Annotated in this window: 11 protein-coding genes; 3 read left to right on the forward strand and 8 right to left on the reverse strand. The window is 69.1% G+C overall.

Going from position 1 to position 13,109, the window contains the following annotated elements:
• Both XAN126_RS0125195 and XAN126_RS0125200 read right to left on the reverse strand, forming a co-directional pair.
• The gene (locus tag XAN126_RS0125195) at window positions 1–321 is read right to left on the reverse strand and encodes a YbaB/EbfC family nucleoid-associated protein (RefSeq protein WP_024281323.1); all 321 of its coding nucleotides are present in this window, start codon (window positions 319–321) and stop codon (window positions 1–3) included.
• Window positions 322–396: 75 nt separating this feature from the next.
• Window positions 397–2,262, reverse strand: a complete 1,866-nt coding sequence (locus XAN126_RS0125200) for a DNA polymerase III subunit gamma/tau (RefSeq protein ID WP_024281324.1) — start codon at window positions 2,260–2,262, stop codon at window positions 397–399.
• 180 nt (window positions 2,263–2,442) lie between these two features.
• On the opposite strand from XAN126_RS0125200, the gene XAN126_RS0125205 reads away from it, so the two are divergent.
• Window positions 2,443–3,666 (forward strand): TIGR03862 family flavoprotein, encoded by a 1,224-nt coding sequence (locus tag XAN126_RS0125205; RefSeq protein WP_024281325.1) that lies wholly within the window; start codon window positions 2,443–2,445, stop codon window positions 3,664–3,666.
• Here XAN126_RS0125205 and XAN126_RS0125210 read toward each other — a convergent pair.
• The 4 genes from XAN126_RS0125210 to XAN126_RS0125225 form a co-directional block, all read right to left on the reverse strand.
• Window positions 3,656–4,213, reverse strand: coding sequence for a DUF924 family protein (locus tag XAN126_RS0125210; protein ID WP_024281326.1), 558 nt, complete (start codon window positions 4,211–4,213; stop codon window positions 3,656–3,658). The two genes, XAN126_RS0125205 and XAN126_RS0125210, sit on opposite strands and share 11 nt — an antisense overlap.
• The gene (locus tag XAN126_RS0125215; RefSeq protein ID WP_024281327.1) at window positions 4,210–5,379 is read right to left on the reverse strand and encodes a GTP-binding protein; all 1,170 of its coding nucleotides are present in this window, start codon (window positions 5,377–5,379) and stop codon (window positions 4,210–4,212) included. The genes XAN126_RS0125210 and XAN126_RS0125215 overlap by 4 nt, the downstream gene beginning before the upstream one ends.
• Window positions 5,380–5,540: 161 nt before the next feature.
• Entirely contained in the window at window positions 5,541–6,815 is a 1,275-nt protein-coding gene (locus tag XAN126_RS0125220) for a D-alanyl-D-alanine carboxypeptidase family protein (protein ID WP_024281328.1), read from the reverse strand.
• A gap of 294 nt (window positions 6,816–7,109) precedes the next feature.
• On the reverse strand, window positions 7,110–8,906 hold the full coding sequence (locus XAN126_RS0125225; protein WP_024281329.1) for a glucan ABC transporter ATP-binding protein/ permease: 1,797 nt from the start codon (window positions 8,904–8,906) through the stop codon (window positions 7,110–7,112).
• A gap of 160 nt (window positions 8,907–9,066) precedes the next feature.
• On the opposite strand from XAN126_RS0125225, the gene XAN126_RS0125230 reads away from it, so the two are divergent.
• Window positions 9,067–9,768 (forward strand): TetR/AcrR family transcriptional regulator, encoded by a 702-nt coding sequence (locus XAN126_RS0125230; protein ID WP_051460692.1) that lies wholly within the window; start codon window positions 9,067–9,069, stop codon window positions 9,766–9,768.
• 3 nt (window positions 9,769–9,771) lie between these two features.
• Here XAN126_RS0125230 and XAN126_RS0125235 read toward each other — a convergent pair whose 3' ends face one another.
• Together XAN126_RS0125235 and XAN126_RS0125240 are read right to left on the reverse strand one after the other, a co-directional pair.
• The gene (locus XAN126_RS0125235) at window positions 9,772–10,788 is read right to left on the reverse strand and encodes a phosphotransferase family protein (RefSeq protein ID WP_024281330.1); all 1,017 of its coding nucleotides are present in this window, start codon (window positions 10,786–10,788) and stop codon (window positions 9,772–9,774) included.
• A complete protein-coding gene (locus XAN126_RS0125240) occupies window positions 10,785–12,002 on the reverse strand; it encodes an acyl-CoA dehydrogenase family protein (protein ID WP_024281331.1) in 1,218 nt (405 codons plus the stop codon). The genes XAN126_RS0125235 and XAN126_RS0125240 overlap by 4 nt, the downstream gene beginning before the upstream one ends.
• 373 nt (window positions 12,003–12,375) lie before the next feature.
• Between XAN126_RS0125240 and XAN126_RS0125245 the strand changes: the two genes are divergently transcribed.
• Complete coding sequence (locus XAN126_RS0125245; protein WP_024281332.1) at window positions 12,376–12,903, forward strand: PRC-barrel domain-containing protein; 528 nt, start codon at window positions 12,376–12,378, stop codon at window positions 12,901–12,903.
• Window positions 12,904–13,109: the final 206 nt, after the last annotated feature.

Raw genomic sequence — 13,109 nt, forward strand, 5'->3', positions numbered from 1 at the left:
TCAGAACAGCTTCAGGCCCGGCGGCAGCGCAAGCCCGCCGGTGAGGGACTGCATCTTCTCCTGCATCACCCGCTCGGCCTTGCCGCGGGCGTCGGCCAGGGCGGCGACGATGAGGTCTTCGAGGATCTCCACCTCGTCCGGCTTCACCAGCGAAGGGTCGATGCGCACCGCCTTGCATTCGCCCTTGGCCGTGACGCGCACCGAGACGAGACCGCCGCCGGAGGCACCGTCCACCTCGACGGTCTCCAGTTCCGCCTGCATCTGCTGCATGCGGTCTTGAAGTTCCTTGGCCTGCTTCATCATGCCCATGAGGTCGCGCATCGCGGCTCCTTTCCAAAGCGTTTTCGAGCGAAGTGGATACCGGTTCGCGTGAAGAAAACGCGTTAACACAAAAACCTAGAATTCGATCTCGTCGTCGGCACCGGGTCCGGCGAGGTAATCCTCCTCGGAGGGCGCGAGGCCCTCGTCGGCGGGGGGCTCCTCGCGGGTGCGCACGTCCACCACCTCGGCGCCGGGGAAGCGGGCGAGCACGGCGGCCACCAAAGGATGGGCCTTGATGCCCTCCTCCCGCTCGGCTTTGACCGCCGCATTCTCCTCCGCCAGCGTCGGCCCGCCGGACTGGGAGGAGACCGAGACCATCCAGCGCCGGCCGGTCCATTCGTTGAGCTTGCGGGAGAGATCCTGAATGAGGCTGCCCGGCGCGCCGGGCACCAGCGCCACCTCCATGCGCCCGTCCTCCACATGCACGGGGCGCAGCTGCGTCTCGATGCCGTGCTTGAGGGCGAGGTCGCGGCGGGCTGCGGCGAGCGCCGCCACGTCGGCAAGGCTACCAAGCCGCGGTCCCTCCGCCGGCATGGCCGCGCGGGCGTCGGTACGGATTTCCGTGCGCGGCTGGGGATGGGCTTCCACCGGGCGGGGGGCGAGGGAGAGGCGCGGACCGCCACCGCCGCCACCACCACCGCCGGAGGGCAGGGACGGAGCAGCGGGCGCGGGCTGGTCCTTCAGCCGCCGCAGCGCGTCGTCCGGGGTCGGGAGGTCAGCGGCATAAGCGAGGCGCACCAGCACCATCTCCGCCGCCTGGGCGGGCTTCGGCGCCTGCTGCACTTCGCCGATGCCCTTCGAGAGCATCTGCCAGGCGCGGGCCAGCACCCGCATGGAGAGGCCCTGCGCCATCTCCGACCCGCGCACGCGCTCGGCCTCCACCAGCGCCGCATCATCCGCCGCGTCGGGCACGATCTTCAGGCGGGTGACGAGATGGGTGAAATCGGCGAGGTCGGTGAGGATGACGGCGGGGTCGGCGCCAGAATCATACTGGTCGCGGAATTCCGCCAGCGCGCGGGCGATCTCGCCCTTCATCAGCGCCTCGAACAGGTCGATCACGCGCCCCTTGTCGGCGAGCCCGAGGAGGCGGCGGACCTCATCCGCGCTCACCGTGCCGCCGCCGTGGGCGATAGCCTGATCCAAGAGCGAAAGGCTGTCACGCACCGAGCCCTCGGCCGCGCGGGCGACGATGGAGAGCGCCTCCGGCTCGATGGTGACGCCCTCGCGGGCGCAGATGCCGGAGAGGTGCGCGGCCAGCGTCCCCGCCTCCACCCGCCGCAGATCGAAGCGCTGGCAGCGGGACAGCACGGTGACGGGCACCTTGCGGATCTCGGTGGTGGCGAAGATGAACTTCACATGCTCCGGTGGCTCTTCCAGCGTCTTCAGCAGCCCGTTGAAGGCCGCCGTGGAAAGCATGTGCACTTCGTCGATGATGTAGACCTTGTAGCGCGCCATCACCGGGCGGTAGCGGGCGCTCTCGATGATCTCACGGATGTCGTTGATGGAGGTGTTGGACGCGGCGTCCATCTCCATCACGTCCACATGGCGGGATTCGATGATGTCGCGGCAGTGCTTGCCCATCACCGCGAGATCGAGGCTCGGGCCGCCGGCGGCGCCGTCCGCCGGCTCATAGTTCAGCGCGCGGGCGAGGATGCGGGCGGTGGTGGTCTTGCCCACGCCGCGCACGCCGGTGAGGATATAGGCCTGCGCGATGCGCCCCGAGGAGAAGGCGTTGCGCAGGGTGCGGACCATGGCCTCCTGGCCGATCAGGTCCGCGAAATTCTGCGGGCGGTATTTGCGCGCCAGCACGCGATAGGCGCCGGGCGAGGCTGCGGCGGGTGTTGGGGTGGCGGCCGGCGCCGACGGCGGCGCAGCTTCGGGCAGGCCGAGGTCGAAGCCCGGTCCGTCCTGCTGGTCGTCGGTGTGCTGCTCGTCGCTCATCTGGCCGCCTTCAGGGCCGGCGCTGGCCCTCCCCATACATAGCATCGCGCGCCCGCACGTCGATGGGCGGGGCGGCAAATCCCCACCGTCCACGGCTTTGCCCTCGGATGGGCCGAGAAAGCTGGCGTCCGGCGCGCGGTCGTGCTTACACCCGGTCGCCCCCAAACGCCGGACCCCATCGTGAACCAGCCTGCCCCGTTCATCGCCATCATCGGCGCCGGTCCCGCCGGGCTCGCGGCCGCGGAGGTGCTGTCCGTAGCGGGAGTGCAGGTGTCGCTCTACGACCGGATGCCCTCGGCCGCGCGGAAATTCCTGATGGCGGGGCGCGGCGGGCTCAACCTCACCCATTCCGAGGCAGCCGAAGCCTTCCTTGCCCGCTATGGCACGGCGGCGGAGCGCCTCGCCCCCGCGCTCGCCGCCTTCCCGCCGCAGGCGCTGCGCAACTGGGCGGCGGGGCTCGGAGAGGAGACGTTCGTCGGCTCCAGCGGGCGCGTCTTTCCGGAAAGCTTCAAGGCCTCGCCTTTGCTGCGCGCCTGGCTCGGCCGGCTGGCGGCCAACGGCGTCACCTTCCATCCCCGGCATGAGTGGCAGGGCTTCGGCACCAGCGGCGTGCTCCTGTTCGCCACGCCGGATGGTCCGGCCGCGGTGAAGGCGGATGCGGTCATCCTCGCCCTCGGCGGCGCCTCCTGGCCGCGGCTGGGATCAGATGGCGGCTTCGTGCCAGTGCTGCGCGCCCTCGGCGTGAGGATGAACGACTTCGTGCCGGCCAACATGGGCGTCCTCGTCCCGTGGTCCGAGGTTTTTCGGCAGAAGTTCGCGGGCACGCCGCTGAAGCGCATCGCGCTTACCTTCAACGGCGCGACGGTGAAGGGCGAGGCCATGGTGAGCGCGGCCGGGCTGGAAGGTGGCGCCCTCTATGCCCTCTCCGCACCGCTGCGGCGGGCGCTGGCGGACGGACCGGTGACGCTGCATGTGGACCTGCGGCCCGACCTCGATGGCGCAGAGCTGGCGCGGCGACTCGGCGGCGGGCGGGGCAGCGCCTCCCTCTCCACCTTCCTGCGCAAGGCGGCGGGGCTGGCGCCCGTGGCGGTAGGGCTCATCCGCGAGGCGACCGGCCCGACGCGGCCCGATCCGGCGACGCTGGCCCGCCTCGTCAAGGCGCTGCCGCTCACCATCACCGGCCATGCCGGGCTGGAGCGGGCCATCTCGTCCGCTGGCGGCATCGCCTGGGATTGCATCGGCCCGGATTTTTCGCTGCTCGGACTGCCCGCGCATCTGCCGCCAGTGTTCGTCGCCGGCGAGATGCTGGATTGGGAAGCCCCCACCGGCGGCTATTTGCTGCAGGCGGTCATTGCCACCGGCCGGGCCGCCGGCGCCGGCGCTGAGGCGCGCCTCAGCCGCTGAAGCCGCCGTTCGCGAGATAGTCCGCCTCTTCCGGCGTGGTCTCGCGGCCGAGGATGGCGTTGCGGTGGGGGAAGCGGCCGAAGCGGTCGATACACTCCTGGTGGATGAGCGCGAAGCGTAGCCCATCCTCCTGCCCCAGCGCCCGATAGAGCGCCACGCATCGCGCCTGCGCCGCCCGGTCCTCGGCATGCATGAAGGGCAGATAGAAGAAGCTCCGCAGCGCATCCGGAATGGACGGGTCCTTGTCGAAGCCGCGATCCAGCGCCTTATCCGCCGCCGCCGACGCCATGGCATCGGTGGCGAAGGCCTGCGGGGTGCCCCGGAACACATTTCGCGGCACCTGATCGAGCAGGATGATGCGGGCCAGCGCGCCGGGCGCGGTGCCCTGCCAGCCATCGAGGGCGCTTTCCGCCGCCGCCTCATGGGCCGGCAGCAAAGCAGCGCGCACTTCCGCGTCGAAGGCCGGACCGCCGCCGAACCACTTCTCGCGACCGGCGGCCTGCCAGAAGGAGAGCACCGCCTCGGGGGTGGGGACGGGCGCGCTCATCGGGCCATCCCCGGAGGCGCCAGCGGATTGTCGGTGAGCGCGGCGCGGTCCGGCATATCCACCTGCGGGATGCCGAGAAAGGCGTTGAACAGGCGGGCGATCACCTTGGGGTCGAGGTCGCGCACGATCATCACGAGGCGGCTCCTGTGGTCGTCGTCGGGCCAGCCGGGAAGGCGGGCGGGCGGATGCATCACATGCTGCACGGCATGAATCACCACCGGCGTGTCCGGTTCCTCGGCAAGCTTCACGATGCCCTTCATGCGCAGCAGCTTGGCGCCATGGGTGCCGCGCAGCAACTCCAGAAAGAGATCGAGAGTCGCCGCGGGGATTGCGGCATCGGTGGCGAGGGTGAAGGCGCGGATGCGGCTGTCGTGGCGGTTGGGATCGAGGCCGGCGGGATCGACCTCGGCCTGCGCGGCGGCCACGTCCTCGGCGGCGAGCCAGCGGGCGACGTCCGGGATCCGCGTCTTCGCATCGAACAGGCCGGCGCCGAGCAGGGCGTCCGCCGTCGCCTCCCCAGCCGCCGCATCGACGATCTTCGCCGCCGGGGCGAGGCGATGCAGCCGCGTCTTCAGCGCTTGGAGGGCCTCGGTGTCCGTCACCAGGTCGGACTTGGTGAGGACGATGCGGTCGGCCACCGCCGCCTGCTTCACCGCCTCGTCATGGGCATCGAGGGTGGCATCGCCGTTGACCACATCCACCACGCAGACGATGCCATCGAGCCGGTAGCGCAGGCCAAGATAGGGGTGGGTCATCAGCGTGTGGATCACCGGTGCCGGATCGGCGAGGCCGGTGGTCTCGATGACGACGCGGGAGAAGGGCGGCAGGCGATCGTTGTCGCGACCGCGCAGCAGGTCCTCCAGCGCGGCGACCAGATCGCCCCGCACGGTGCAGCACAGGCAGCCGGACGAGAGCATCACGATGCCCTCCTCCACCGGCCGCACGAACAGATGGTCCAGCCCCACCTCGCCGAACTCGTTGATGAGGACGGCGGTGTCGGCCAGCGCCGGATCGGCGAGGAGCGCGTTGAGCAGCGTCGTCTTGCCGGCGCCGAGAAAACCGGTGAGCACGGTGACGGCGATGGGATCCGGCGGCCCGCGGCGGGGCGCGGTGGCTTCGGTGGCGGATGCGCCTTCTGAAGGGAAGGCGTCGGAGGAGCCCGGCATGGGGTGTCTCCCGGAAGGAGGGATCGATTGCCTCCCTGCCTCTACGAGACGGTCTGCCGGGTCAAGGGTACCGTGACGGTTTGGACCGGTGCCTTATGTCGCCGAGCCTGTTGGGCGAACCGGCGACCGACGTCGCCGAACCTTCTGCGTGAACCGGCGACTTACGTCGCCGGTTTGGGCGCGGGAGCGGCGGCCTCGGGATTGGCGGGCGCGGGGGCCGGCTTCGGCTTGGGTTTCGGCGTTGCAGAGCTGCCGGCCGCGACGGCGCCCTGCGGCTTGGCCGGCTTCTTGGCGGCATCCCCGGAAGCCTTTTCACCACCCGTCTTGGGCTTGTCGGCGGTGGAGGCCGACTTGCTGTCCGGCTTCGATCCGGCGGCGGCCTTGGGCTTCTTCGGCGGGTCCGGTTCGTAGGCGGTGGCGAAATCCTCCACCGCATTGCGCGTGCCCACATAGACCGGAACCGGCGGCATGGAGGGCGGCAGGGTCTGCAGCAGCTCGGCACCGGACTTGGGCAGAGCGGGCGTCGCGAAGGAGAAGCTGGAGCTGGTCTGCGGATCGGGCTCGTCGTCCGCCTCGGAGGCGGTCACGGCACGCTTGCCGCCGCACACTTCCGCCCGCATGTCATAGATCGGCCCGCCGCTGTTGGGGAGCGCGGACAAAAGCGGGGCGGCGGCACCGAACACCGACCAGGACGACTGGAAGCCCTTCTCGAACATCAGCGCCGCCTGCTCGGTGCGGGCGGTACCGGAGCGGGCGCCGAGGATCACGGCGATGAGGCGCTTGTTGCCCCGCGTGGCAGTGGCGACGAGATTGTAGCCGGAGCCGCAGACGAAGCCGGTCTTCATGCCGTCCGCGCCGGGATAGCGGTCGATCAGGCGGTTGTAGTTGCGCAGCACCACCTTGCCGATCTTGATGGCCGGGATGCGGAACAGCGCTTCCTGCTCGGGGAAATGGTAGATGATGGCGCGCGCCAGGATGGCGAGGTCGCGGGCGGTGGTCACCTGCGCCGGGTCCGGCAGGCCGTTCGGATTCTCGAAATGGGTGCCGGTCATGCCGAGGTGTGCGGCGGTGGCGTTCATCTCGGCGACGAAGGCGGGCATAGAACCGGCGACGCCCTCGCCCACCAGCCAAGCCATGTCGTTGGCCGACTTAACCAGAACCATCTTGAGTGCGTTGTCGAGGGTGACGACCGTGCCGACCTTGAAGCCCATCTTGGACGGCTGCTGTGCAGCGGCAGCGGGGGAGACGGTGAGCGGCGTATCGAAGGTGAGGCGGCCGTTGCGGACGGCGTTCAGCGCCACATAGACCGTCATCAGCTTGGTGACGGAGGCGGGATGCCAGGGCCGCCCGGCCTCTTTCTGCTCGATCACCCGGCCGGTATCTGCCTCCACGAGCAGGATCGGGTTGGCGCGGGCCGGGATACCGGCAGCAAGCACAAGCCCGAAAGCGGCCAGCAGGCAGCCTGCAAACGAGGCTCGGAGGGCGAAACGTGATGTCGTGGGCGCCAACCGATCCGCTCCCTGTTGAGAAATCGCGCGCAGGAACTGTCCTTCCATAACCGGTTTCGCTTGCGCGGAAAAGGCGCAATGGGGCGCACGGCCGGAGCGGCACAGGTCGAAGCCTCGCCTAGTCTGCCACAATTCAGCCGCACTCCTTGAATGCGCAAAACCTTTACGATGAAGACTTCAGCTTGTCCTTGACGGTGCGCAACCCCGGACTGCCGCACTCCCTCATGTCTCGACGATCACGGCGGGCGCGGGCCGGGGCGTCGCTTCCGCCCCCGCCATGAACTGGGCGCGGGCCAATCCCGCGAAGCGCCCGCCGAGGCGCACCAGCTCGTCGAAGGAGCCGGCCTCCACCACCCGCCCGTGCTCGAACACCAGGATGCGGTCAGCATTGCGGACGGTGGCGAGGCGGTGGGCGATGACGAAGGTGGTGCGGCCTTTCATCACCTCGTCCAGCGCCGCCTGCACCTTCACCTCGGTGGCGGCATCGAGGGCGCTGGTCGCCTCATCGAGGATCAGGATGGGCGGGTTCTTGAGCAAAGCGCGGGCGATGGAGAGGCGCTGGCGCTCGCCGCCGGAGAGCGCGCGGCCGCGCTCGCCCACCACCGCCTGAAGGCCGAGCGGGTTGCGCTCCACCAGCTCCAGCGCCTGGGCGCGGGCCAGCGCCTCGCGCATCTCCGCCTCGGTGGCGTCGGGCTTGCCGACCTTGAGATTGTCGGCGATGGAGCGGTTGAACAGCAGCGGCTCCTGGAACACCACGCCGATGGCGTGGCGCAGGGAGGAGAGCGTGACCTCCCGAATGCCCTCGCCGTCGATGCGAATGGCGCCGGACTGGGGGTCGAACACCCGGTGCAGCAAGGCGAGCGCGGTGGACTTGCCCGCCCCCGTGGTGCCCACGAAGGCGAAGGTCTGGCCCGGCTCGGCGTGGAAGGAGACGTCCGCCACCGCCGTGCGCTTGCCGTCATAGGAGAAGGACACGTCGTCGAACGTCACGTCGCCCTTCACCGGCGGCAGCGGCTTTGCCCCCGGCCGGTCGCGCACCGCGCCCACCGTGTCGAGCACATCGAAGAACTGGGCGAGCTGCGGCGCCGACATCATCAGTCGGTTGAAGAAGGACACCGTGTGGTCCAGCCGGCCGATGAGCATGTTGGCGAAGGCCACGTAGGTGACGATGTCGCCGATATTGGCGAGGCCCTGCATGTACAGCCAGGTGCCGATGAGCAGGATGGCGAGGATGGTCAGCGTCGTCGCCGCCTTCGTCGCCATGGACACCATCGCCCACCACGACAGCACCGGGATCTGCACCGCCAGCACCCGGTTCACCGTGTCGCGCAGACCCGAGACCTCGGCCTCCGTGCGGGTGTAGCTCTGAATGACCGCCACATTGCCCAGTGCGTCGGACGTCTGTTCGGCGAGGTCGGAATTATATTCCTCCACCTGCCGCTGCATGGCCTCGGTGCGACTGATCACATAAGCGGTGACGACGCCGAACACCGCCATCAGCACGATCAGCACCAATCCCAGCCGCCAGTTGAGGTAGATGCCCACCGGCACGAGGATGACGAGGGAGAGGATCGCCGCGCAGTCCTCTCGGAAGAAGGAGAGCCAGAGGCCCCACAAAGCGTCGACGCCCTCCAGCATCACCTTCAGCAGGCGGCCGGAATGGGTTTCCCCGTGGAAACTCAGCGGCAGTTGCAGCACATGCTCGAAATACTGCGTCAGAACCCCCAGCCGGCGGCGGTGGGAAAGCCGGTCGGCATGGAGGGAGATCAGCACCCCGGCGCCGATATTGAACAGGCCGAAGCACACCCAGGCGGCGAGCAGCGGCACCAGATCGTCCGTATGCGGCAGGCGCTGGGCGGCCTGGGCCGTCGCCAGCGCATCGATGATGCGGCCGAACAGGATGGGCTCGGCGAACTGGGACACCGCGAGGGCGAGGTTCGAGCCGGCCAGCAGCGCCCCCAGCCGGGCCTCCGGGCCGAGGAGGCTGATGGTGCGGGCATAAACGCGCAGAAGGCTCATGCGGACGGGCTCCGGTCCCTTTCCGGCAGCAAAGCGAAGGCAGAGCCATGATGCAAGGGGATGGGACAATTCCGCCGGTGCCGAGCGTCGCCGTGTGGGGCCTCGCTTGACATTCGCCGGCCCGCCCGCAGTCTGCACACAGCTTTGGCGGGGGTCTCGATTGGGCGAGGAACAGGCGGCGCACGCGCAGATCGCGACATCTCACGCGCCGGATCATTCCCTCGAGGCCAGCGCCGAGCGCATCCTTGCCCGGCATCGCGAGACCATCAAGGTGCGCAAGCCCCATCTGGCGGTGGCGAACCTCGCCCGCATCCTCGGCGCGGCGTTGACGCTGGCCAACCGCCACGGCTTCCACGCCATGACCCTGCGCCAGCTTGCGGAGGAATCCGGCCTCAGCATGGGCGGGCTCTATTCCTACCTCGACAGCAAGGACACGCTGCTCCTCATGATTCTGGAGGAAGTGGCGGAGGCAGCGGAGGGCGCGCTCGCTGGAGCACCGGAGGTCGTGCGCGCGGACCCGGCCCGGCATCTCGCCCGGCTGATCGAGCGTCACATCCTCCTCACCGAGGCCATGCACCCCTGGTTCGTCTTCGCCTACATGGAGGCGAAGGCCTTCCCGCCCGAAGCCCGCAAGCGCGCTGTGGAGAGCGAGCGCACCACCGAGCGCATCCTCGCCGACGCCATCGCGGAAGGCATGGGACAGGGCACGTTCGCCGCGGGCGATCCGCTGTTTGCGGCGACGCTCATCAAGCCGCTGCTGCAGGACTGGTATGTGAAGCGCAGCAAATACCGCGAGCGCGGCATCGAGGCGCCGGCTTATGTGGCGCAGGTCAACGCCTTCGTGCTGAAGGCGCTGACCTGAGGCTCAGGTGAAGGCCGCCGCCCGCGCGGCGAAAGCTTCGGCGAGGCGGCCGGTGTCTGCCGCGCCCTCGGCCGCCGCATTGCCCGCCCTGGCCCGCGCCGCGATGCCCTCGAAGATCACCGCCCAGCGGAACAGGGCGAAGGCCATGTGGAAGTCGGTGAGCTGCGCCCCGTGGGTCGCCGCCGCCTGATAGGCCGCGACGAAATCGGCGCGCGCGGGAATGCCCAGCGCATCGAGGTCGAGCCCGTCGATGCCGCCATATTCATCCGGCCGCGACACCCAGGCCATGGCGCAATGGGCGAGGTCCGCCAAGGGATGCCCCAGCGTGGACAATTCCCAGTCCAGCACCGCCACCACCTCCGGGCGGGTGGGGTGGAACATGAGATTGCCGATGCGGTAGTCGCCATGGGCGATGCGGCTCGTCTCGTCCGCCGGCACATGCTCCGGCAGCCACGCGACGAGGCGCTCGATATTGGCATCCTCGTGGGTCTTCGAAAGCTCCCACTGGCGGGTCCAGCGGGCGATCTGGCGGCTGAAATAATTGCCGGGGCGGCCGAAGTCCGAAAGGCCCACGGCGGCGGGGTCCACGTTGTGCATGGCCGCCAGCGTGGTGGCCATGGCCTCGTACATGGCCCGGCGCTCCTGCGGGGACACGCCCGGCAGGGTGCAGTCGTGGAAGACGCGCCCGTCCACCTTCTCCATCACATAGAAGAGGGTGCCGATGACGGATTTGTCCTCGCACAGGGCCAGCACCAGCGGCACCGGCACGCCGGTCCCGGCCAGCGCATGCATGATGCGATATTCGCGATCCACCGCATGGGCGGAGGGCAGCAGCTCCCCCGGCGGCTGCTTGCGCAGCACGAGGGCGCGATTGTCATAGGTGACGAAGTAGGTGGGGTTGGACTGCCCGCCCGAGATGGCCTCGAAGCGCGGCGTGCCGGAGAGGCCGGGCACGCGGGCTTTCAACCAGCCGTCCAGCGCGGCAGCATCGAACCCGAGGGAGGCCGCCGGCGCGCTCATGCCGCCCCTCCGGCCACCGGCCAGTTCCAGAAGTCGTCGCCTTCCTTGTCCAGCAGGCGGTTGAGCACCATCTCGTGCACCGCATCCGCGCCGTCCACGATGCGGGCCTGCCGTGCGTAGCGATAGATCCACTCCAGCACCGTGTCCTTGGAATAGCCGCGCGCGCCGTTGATCTGGATGGCGGTGTCGGCGGCCAGGTGCAGGGTGTTGGCGGCCTTGATCTTGGCCATGGAGATTTCCTTGCGGGCGAGACCGCCGCGGTCCAGCTCGAAGGCGGCCTTCATGGTGAGCAGGCGGCCGATCTCGATCTCCATGGCGATACGGCCGAGCATGGTCTGCACGCTCTCGCGATCGGCGAGGCGGATGCCGAAGCCCTCGCGCACCGCCGCATAATCGCGGGCGATGGAAACCGAGCGCATGGCGAGGCCGAGCCAGCGCATACAGTGGGTGAGCCGCGCCGGGCCGAGGCGGATCTGCGTCACCTTCAGGCCGTCGCCTTCCTTCATGAGCACATCCTCGGGCGGGATGGTGAGGCCGTCGAACTCCAATTCGCAATGACCGCCATGTTCCTCCGGCCCCATGATGGGGATGCGACGGACGATGCGCCAGCCCGGCGCGTCGCGGTGGAAGGCGAAGGCGGTCAGGCCCTTGCGCGCATCGTCCGAGGTGCGGGCGATGATGATGAAGTGCGCCGCCTCCTCCGCGCCGGTGATGAACCACTTGCGGCCATAGATGCGATAGGAGCCGTCCGGCTGCTTCTCGGCGCGGGTGAGCATCATGGAGGGGTCGGAGCCGCCGCCGGGGTGGGGCTCGGTCATGACGAAGGCGGAGCGCACTTCGCCACGGGCGATGGGGGCGAGCCAGCGGGCCTTCTGGTCAGCGGTGCAAACCTGTTCCAGCACCATCATGTTGCCGTCGTCGGGGGCCGCGGAATTGAACACCACGGGTCCGAAGATGGAGCGGTTCATTTCGGTGTAGCAGACCGCCATGCCCATGCGGCCGACGCCGAGGCCGCCATTCTCCGGCTTCAGCTGGAGGCACCACAGCCCTTCCGCCTTCGCCTTGGCGCGCAGGCGCTCCAGCGGCGCCGCCGCGATGTTCTCGTGGGCGTCATAGGTGGCCGGGTCGCTTTCCAGCGGGATGATCTCGTCCGAGACGAACGCCGCGATGCGGCGGCGGAGATCTTCGAGGGCCGGGGAGATCGAGAAATCCATGGGTGCGCCCTTCCAGGAAAAAGCCAAAAACGAACGAGCGCTCGCTTTTTATCTTATCGACATTCCGATGGCAACAGGCCATCGGCGGCTCCGGCACGACTGTATCGCCGACCATCGAACGTGGCCGCAGAGAACCTCGCCGGCCGCGTCGAACGCAAGGGAACCGGGTGGCGCGGTTCGAGTTGATAGGCCAGCAGAGACAAGACTTCCACTCGAAGACTTCAGCTTGCCTTTGCGCGCAGGCCAGTCGAGCCGGCGCTTCATTTCATGCACTCGATGAGCAGGGCCTTGCGCGGATGCGTGCAAGGCAAGTGCTTCGGTGCACCTTGAACAGGGCCATGGGGCCAGAACACGTTCTCACGAGGAGGATATCATGAAGATGATGCCGATCTACGCTGCGACCGCGGCTGTTGTTCTTTCCACCACCGCCATGGCGCAGACGGCGGCGCCGACCACCAGCGCGCCGCACGCCACCCCGGCCGCCCCCACCGGCACCATGGGCACGACCAGCGGGTCGGCTGCCGCCACCGGCATGGCGCCCACCTTCGTGACCCGCCAGATGGCCGACCAGCACATGGCGTCCAACCTCATCGGCTCCGCCGTACGCGGCCCGGCCGACGAGAATCTCGGTGACATCAACGATCTGCTCATCGACCGCTCGGGCAATGTCGCGGCCGTGGTGATCGGCGTCGGCGGCTTCCTCGGCATCGGCGAGAAGGACGTGGCGGTGCCGTTCCAGTCGGTCGAGGTCACCCGCGTCGACGGCAAGGACCGTCTGGTGCTGCGCAAGACCAAGGACGAGCTGAAGAACGCGCCGACCTTCACCGAGGCGGACAAGGCCCCCGCCAGCACCGGCAGCGTGAATACCAACCGTCCGGCCACCCCGCCGGCCGCCCGCTGATCCACGCGGGAAGCCGGGGCGCGGATCTTTGGTCCGCACCCCGGAAGCCCTCGGGAAGACAGGCTTGCCGGCCCTGGTTTCTGGCCAGGGCCGGCTTCGCCGCGTCCGCTTGGCCCGGTCGGGCAGAAATGAACAGGGCCAGCGGCGGTTGATCCCGCGGCACATGCGGGGGCAATGTGGCGGCCCGATCGCCACAGGGAGCAGGG

Source organism: Xanthobacter sp. 126 (assembly GCF_000526175.1).
Classification (GTDB): Bacteria; Pseudomonadota; Alphaproteobacteria; order Rhizobiales; family Xanthobacteraceae; genus Xanthobacter; species Xanthobacter aminoxidans.

What these genes read in the sequence shown, in the direction of transcription:
- XAN126_RS0125195 (WP_024281323.1), bottom strand. Translation starts at nt 321, where the DNA reads ATGCGCGACCTCATGGGCATGATGAAGCAGGCCAAGGAACTTCAAGAC.
- XAN126_RS0125200 (WP_024281324.1), bottom strand. Translation starts at nt 2,262, where the DNA reads ATGAGCGACGAGCAGCACACCGACGACCAGCAGGACGGACCGGGCTTC.
- XAN126_RS0125225 (WP_024281329.1), bottom strand. Translation starts at nt 8,906, where the DNA reads ATGAGCCTTCTGCGCGTTTATGCCCGCACCATCAGCCTCCTCGGCCCG.
- XAN126_RS0125215 (WP_024281327.1), bottom strand. Translation starts at nt 5,379, where the DNA reads ATGCCGGGCTCCTCCGACGCCTTCCCTTCAGAAGGCGCATCCGCCACC.
- XAN126_RS0125210 (WP_024281326.1), bottom strand. Translation starts at nt 4,213, where the DNA reads ATGAGCGCGCCCGTCCCCACCCCCGAGGCGGTGCTCTCCTTCTGGCAG.
- XAN126_RS0125235 (WP_024281330.1), bottom strand. Translation starts at nt 10,788, where the DNA reads ATGAGCGCGCCGGCGGCCTCCCTCGGGTTCGATGCTGCCGCGCTGGAC.
- XAN126_RS0125245 (WP_024281332.1), top strand. Translation starts at nt 12,376, where the DNA reads ATGAAGATGATGCCGATCTACGCTGCGACCGCGGCTGTTGTTCTTTCC.
- XAN126_RS0125240 (WP_024281331.1), bottom strand. Translation starts at nt 12,002, where the DNA reads ATGGATTTCTCGATCTCCCCGGCCCTCGAAGATCTCCGCCGCCGCATC.